Below are 6,044 nucleotides of genomic sequence, written 5' to 3' on the forward strand. Positions count from 1 at the left end.
GGCTGCCTCGCCCTTCAACTTCATCAAGGTGCAGATGGTCTTCCTGGTGTTCCTGGCCGCGACCTCCGTCGTCGGCTTCCTCAAGGCGGAGTGGACCGCGGAGTACTCGGTGGCGCTCGCCTGGAACGTCCTGAACACCCTCACGCTCGGAGCGTTCGCGGTGATCGCGGCGCGCGAGCACGTCCTCCTGAAGCGCGCCGCCCGGGCCGAGGTGGTCGCTCCGAGCGGCCCCGCCGCCGCGGGACGCCACGGACTCGCCGTGGGTGCGGCATGACCGCGCTGCGCTGGCTCGGCTTCCTCGCTTCGTGCGCCCTCGCGCTCGGCGTCGCCGCCGCCGGCCTTGTCTACGCGAACAACTCGTCGCTCACCGTGCGGGCGGCGAGCGCTCAGCTCGTCACCGACGAGTACTCACTGGGGACGCCCTACGCGGGCACGATCCAGGACCTCACGATCTCCCGCGGCGACGCGGTGGAGAAGGGCGACGTGCTCTTCAGCCTGCAGAGCACCGTCCTCGAGTCCGACATGCAGACGAAGACGTTCACCAGCGCCGATGTTGGCTACCGGATCGAGGAGGGCGGCCTGATGGTCTTCACGGCGGCGCTGGACGGCGTGGTCACGTCGGTCGACGCCGAGATCGGCTCCTTCGTCGAGGAGGACCAGATGATCGCGGTCGTCGCGATCTCGGACTCGATCCACCTCGAGAGCGAGTTCGTGCTCGGCGCCCGGGACTACTCGCGGGTCCCCATCGGCGGCACCGTCGCCGTGGCGATGCCGGACGGGACGACCGTCGACGCCGAGATCTACGACGTCGAGGTGGAGCGGTTCCACGAGGGGCGGGCGACGACCGTCATCCGCGCGCGCACCGACGAGATCACGACGCAGGACTACACCGTGGTCGGAGCTCCCGTCGCGGCGGAGGTGCGGCTCCGCGACGACGGCGACGGCTTCGGCGGCTGGCTGGTCGCCCAGCTCGGCAGGCTCTTCACGCCCGGCGGGTTCGCGCGGTGAGGCGCGGGGCGGGGGCGGCCCTCGCTCTCGCCCTCGCACTCGCAGGCCTCACCGGATGCACGTCCGACGGCTCCGCGTCCGACTGGGCCGTGGCAGCGTCCGTGCACGCGCGGGAGCTGCCGCAGGTCCCCGGCCCCTACGCGGGGACGCCGCGGCTCGCCGAAGGGGTGCGGCCGCCGACGAACTCGTGGGTGTCCGGACCGGTGTTCGGGGAGGATCTCCCGCTCTACACGGGGATCCTCACCGTCACGCCGCGCGCCGACGGCTTCACCGTCGGCCTCCCGATCGTGGAGGCGGCTCCGCGGACCGTCTACGCCCTCGCCCGGGACGATCTCACCGTGACGGTCCCCTCGAGCGCGGTGGCGCTCTCCGCGTTCGACGACCTCGTCGCGCACTGGAGCCTCGCGGGTGCCGGTGAGCTCGTCGCAGCCGAGGGCTGGCCCTACGCCTCCTACCGGACCGAGAGCGCCCAGACGGTGCTGATCGGAGGCGCCACCGCTCCCGAGCGCGCGGCCGGCGGCCTGCTCCTGGTCACCGCGGGCGGACAGCGGTACGGGCTGGTGGCGCCCGCCGCCGCCCTCGATACGTTCCCCCGGATGACGCTGGACGGCACGCTGCTCCTCTTCGCGGTGCCTCCGGGAGCGAGCAGGGCGCGGATCGACGAGCTTCGGCGTCGTGCAGTGCCCCTCGAGGGCGCGAGCGTCTCCCACGACGTCACGGCGAGCACCACCACCACGACCTACGCGCTGCGGACCGAGGGCGGCGCCGAGACGTTCTTCGGCCTCGGGGCCGAGGGGGCGATCGGCTACGACACGCTCTACGGCCGGGTGGGGCTCCGTGCGGGAACGTCGTTCTCCCGCGCCGCCCCCACTATCGTCGAGTCGGGGGCGCTCGATCTCGGCTCCCTCACGGCCGAGGAGAAGACGACGCTCCGGACGCAGGTGCCACTCGACGCCGCGGCCACCCGCTTCGCCGCGCCCGACACCTACGGAGCCGGCAAGGAGCTCTACCGCGCCGCTGCTCTGCACCGTCTCGCCGTCGACCTCGGCCTGGAGGAGGTGGCGGCCGACCTGCACGACCGGATCGCCGCCGAGCTCGACCAGTGGCTCGACCCGCGCGGCTGCGCACCGGGTGCCGTGAAGTGCGTCGTCTACGACCCCGTGCTCGGAGGCGTCGTCGGCTCCGCGCCGTCGTTCGGGTCCGACGCGTTCAACGACCACCACTTCCACTACGGCTACCTGCTCTCCGCCGTCGGGATGCTGGCCGCCGAGGACCCGTCCCTCCTCGAGCGGTACCGGACCGTCGCGGACCTGCTCGCCCTGGATCTCGCCTCTCCCGTCGACACCGCCGAGTTCCCGCGGCTGCGCGTGTTCGACGCGTACCGCGGCCACTCCTGGGCCTCGGGGCTCGCGCCGGCCCGGGACGGCAACGACCAGGAGTCGGTGTCCGAGGCGGTCAACGCCTGGAACGGCCTCGCCCTCTGGGCCGCCGCCTCCGGGAACGCGCCGCTGCTCGAGGAGGCGCGCTGGCTGCTCTCCCTCGAGACGCAGGCGGCCGCAGACCTCTGGCTGAGCCCGGAGACGCCGGTCGGCTTCGAAGCGCCGTTCGTCGCGATCAACTGGGGCGGCAAGCGCGACTACGCCACCTTCTTCGACGCGACACCCTCGGCGCTGCTGGGGATCGAGCTGATCCCGATGCCGCCGTCGACCGCGTTCCTCCCCGACCCCTCGCGGGTCGACGAGCTCGTGGCCGGAGCCCCAGGCGCGCCGCTCGCCGACTACGTGCTGATGCTGCAGGCGACCAGCGACCCGGCCGCGGCTCTCGCGCGGGCGGAGCGCCTGCCGGACTCCTCGATCGACAGCGCCGACTCGCGCAGCTACCTGGTGGCGTGGATCCTCACCCGCTGATCCCGCACAGCCCGCTCAGCCCGCGTGCGCTCCGAGGAACGCGAGCGCCCGCGGCCAGGCGTCGGTCGCCGCCTCGGCCTGATAGGTCTGCTCGTTCGCGTCGTTGAAGAAGGCGTGGCCCGCTCCCGGGTAGACGACGACCTCGACGTCCTTGCCCTCGGTCGCCTCGCGGAGGCGCGGCACCTGCTCGACGAGGGGAGCGTCCTGATCGCCCAGGAACGCCAGCACCGGCACCTGCAGCGCGCCGAGCTCCTCGGCGGACGCAATGACGTGCCCGTAGAACGGCACGGCCGCCGCCAGCCGCGGCTCGGCCAGCGCGAGCGCCCACGAGAAGGTGCCGCCGTAGCAGAACCCGGTGACGGAGACGCTGGTCGCGCCCTCCTGGCGCAGGAGCCGCTCGACGAGGGCGCGGAGGATCGCGACGGTGCGCGTCGCGTGCTCCGGAGTGAAGACGGGGGCGAAGAATGTGCGCAGCTCGACCTGGCGCGGCAGGCGCCGCACCGGGTGGTCGTAGTCGGCGCGCTGCTCCTCGTCGAGCTGCTCGAGCAGGCCGCTGTCGGCCAGGAGCTCGGGGGCGACGACGCTGTAGCCCTCGGCCGCGTAGCGGTCGGCGACCGAGCGGATGTGCCCGTCGACCCCCCAGACCTCGTGGATCAGGATCAGCGCGCGGCCGCCCTCACCGCTGCGGTACACCGGTACGTCGTGCTCGGCCAGGGTCCAGGTCTCATCGCTCGTGGGCATGCTCGCACCCTAGCCCCGGACCCCGGGAACACGCGTCGTCAGAAGTCGTACTCGCAGTTGCGGAGGTTCGCCACGTCCTCGGTGAGCGTCGGCTCCCCGCCGAGCAGGAACGCGTAGTTCTTCGAGTTGGAGGCCAGGAAGCGCAGCGTCGAGTCGTGCACGCAGTCGCGCTCGGTCAGCAGCACGGACGAGCCCAGGGCCGCCGCCGTCGTCGCTCCCGAGAGGGCGTCGGCGAAGGAGGACCCCGCGGCGAGGAAGACGCTGTCCTGCAGCAGCGACTGGGGGTAGGCGCTGTTCAGCTCGACGCTGGTCTCGTAGCGGTCGCGGCCGGCGATCCTCGAGACCGAGGGGGCGAGGCCGCGACGCGCGAAGTCCGCCACGTACGCGTCCCGGATCGAGGGGTCGCCGCCGAGGAACTCCACGTGCTCCGGCGCCAGGTCGCGCACCGCGGTCGCGGTCGCGGAGTCGGCGCCCGAGGTCGCACCGTCGACCAGCAGCACGGGCTGCGCACGCCAGCCGGCGATGGGCGCGGCCGACAGGGCGTCAGGGAAGTTCGTGCCGGTCGCGACGAACATGTTCGAGTAGGGGCCGGTGCCGAAGGCGTCCGCGACGATCCGGCGGGAGGTGTCGTAGCGGTCCGTCCCGCCGATGCGCTCGGTGCCGCCGACGATCGAGCGGATCGCGGAGAGGACCCCGGGGCTCACGCTCAGCTCGCTGCCGACGACCACGACCCGCTCCGGGCGGAGGCGGCGGATCTCGTCGGAGACGACCCGAGGCAGGCGGTCGGGATCGGTGAGCAGGATCGCGCCTCCGAGGGCGGCGGCGGCCGGGCCGGCGCTCAGCGCATCCGGCCAGTTCGCCCCGCTGGCCACGTAGAGCACCGGGATGCCCGGGGAGAAGTAGCCCGTCGCCTCCACCGAGGTCGCGTAGCGGTCCGATCCGGCGAGGCGGCCGGTGTACTGCTGGTAGTCGCTGCTCAGCGAGAGGTCGATCCCGGCGGCCGATCCGCCCACCGGGACGCGCACGTCGCCCGCGTCGCCCGAGCGGAGGACGTGGTCCCAGTAGCTGTCGTCGATCACGTCGTCGCGGCTCGACGCCCGGACGAGGTAGTCGCCGGGGACGACCTGCTGGAACGAGTACGGGTTGTCGCCGCCCGTGATCAGGTCGAGCTCGCCGGTGCGGAAGTAGCCGTCGGTTCCCGGGTCGCGGTACCAGATGTCGACGCGCTGGTCGCCCGCGACGCCGCTCAGGCGTCCCTCGAGCGAGCCCAGCCGTGCGGTGCGCAGCTGCACGCCGGCCGCCGGGGCCTGGAGCGGCTCGGCGCTGCGGGCGACGGCGCTGCCGCCGGACCAGAGGTCGGCGTACAGGTCGGCGTTGTCCTTGATCAGCAGGTAGTAGGTCTGCCCGGCGGTGAGCCCGTCGATGCTGAAGGTGAGGTCGCCGGCGACGGAGTGGTTCCCGAGGAGCCCCGCCTCGCTCGACCAGACCTCGACGTTCAGGAGGGCGCCGCGGGGAGTGGTGGTCGCGATCGAGCCGTCGGCCTCCTCGACCACGACACGGCCGCTGATCGACGCCGCAGCGCTCGCACGGGCGGCGCTCGGCGCCTCGTCCGGCACGGCGGGCAGGGGGGACTCGGCGCTGGGCTGCCAGAGCGGCTGCCCCTCGGGGAGCACGATCGAGCGGGGCGCGTCGGAGGCGGCGCCGAATGCGGCGACGGGGGCGGCCGACGGCGCGGCCGCCGATGCGGCGGAGGCGAGCGGGCCGGAGGTGATCGCCAGGGCGGCGACGAGGACCGCGGAGGCGGCGGACCTCAGAACGAGCGGGGACACGGCGGAGTGCCTGCTTCCAGGAGGAGGTCGCCCTGCGGCCGACCCGGCGGAGGGGATCGCGCTCATGCTAGCGGCGGCCCGCGCCCCGTCGTCCTCCCCGATCAGGGGTCAGGAGACAGGCGGCGCGACGAGGATGTCGTCCCACTCCAGAGCGCGCTCGAACCGGAAGCCGTGCCGCTCGTAGAGGCGGCGGGCGTCGCTGCGCTTCAGCACGTCGAGCCGGAAGGGCAGACCCGGCCGCGCCTCCTCCGCCATCACCCGACGCAGGACGGCGCCGCCGACTCCGCGTCCCTGTGCGTGCGGCGCCAGGTAGAAGTGCTCGATCCAGACCGCGTCCGGCTCGACCCGCGCGGCGATGCTCCCGGCGAAGGCGCCGTCGAGCTCGATCACGCGGGTGAGCTCGGGCCGGTAGCCGTCGAGGAAGCGGTGCCGCACGCGGTGCTCGTCGTAGCGGTCGAGCGTCTCGAGCGACGGGCGCATGACGACCGCGCGCAGCTCGGCGATCGCCGCGGCGTCCTCCGCGGTGGCGGGGCGGAGCGACCAGTCGGCGTCGTCGGCC

General features: G+C 73.5%; 5 protein-coding genes and 1 pseudogene. 3 read left to right on the forward strand and 3 right to left on the reverse strand.

Annotation, left to right across the window (positions count from 1 at the left end; all coding sequences use genetic code 11):
* The 3 genes and pseudogenes from C5D04_RS18420 to C5D04_RS17355 all read left to right on the forward strand — a co-directional run.
* Positions 1-274: pseudogene (locus C5D04_RS18420) on the forward strand (glycosyl transferase family 2); the annotation flags it as partial.
* Positions 271-1,008 (forward strand): biotin/lipoyl-binding protein, encoded by a 738-nt coding sequence (locus C5D04_RS18425; RefSeq protein ID WP_104247768.1) that lies wholly within the window; start codon positions 271-273, stop codon positions 1,006-1,008. The pseudogene C5D04_RS18420 and the gene C5D04_RS18425, both read left to right, overlap by 4 nt.
* 89 nt (positions 1,009-1,097) lie before the next feature.
* Complete coding sequence (locus C5D04_RS17355) at positions 1,098-2,915, forward strand: glycosyl hydrolase (RefSeq protein ID WP_146087899.1); 1,818 nt, start codon at positions 1,098-1,100, stop codon at positions 2,913-2,915.
* A gap of 15 nt (positions 2,916-2,930) precedes the next feature.
* On the opposite strand, the gene C5D04_RS17360 is transcribed toward C5D04_RS17355, so the two are convergent.
* The 3 genes from C5D04_RS17360 to C5D04_RS17370 all read right to left on the reverse strand — a co-directional run.
* Positions 2,931-3,656, reverse strand: coding sequence for a dienelactone hydrolase family protein (locus C5D04_RS17360; RefSeq protein ID WP_104348125.1), 726 nt, complete (start codon positions 3,654-3,656; stop codon positions 2,931-2,933).
* Positions 3,657-3,694: 38 nt separating this feature from the next.
* Positions 3,695-5,485: a cell wall-binding repeat-containing protein gene (locus C5D04_RS17365; protein WP_104348126.1), complete on the reverse strand. Its 1,791-nt coding sequence runs from the start codon at positions 5,483-5,485 to the stop codon at positions 3,695-3,697.
* Between the two features lie 108 nt (positions 5,486-5,593).
* Positions 5,594-6,044, reverse strand: a 451-nt coding sequence (locus C5D04_RS17370) for a GNAT family N-acetyltransferase (RefSeq protein WP_258068968.1), incomplete at its 5' end; no start/stop codon positions are given.

Origin of the sequence: Rathayibacter sp. AY1D2, from assembly GCF_002932695.1 — a bacterium.
Lineage (GTDB): Bacteria > Actinomycetota > Actinomycetes > Actinomycetales > Microbacteriaceae > Rathayibacter.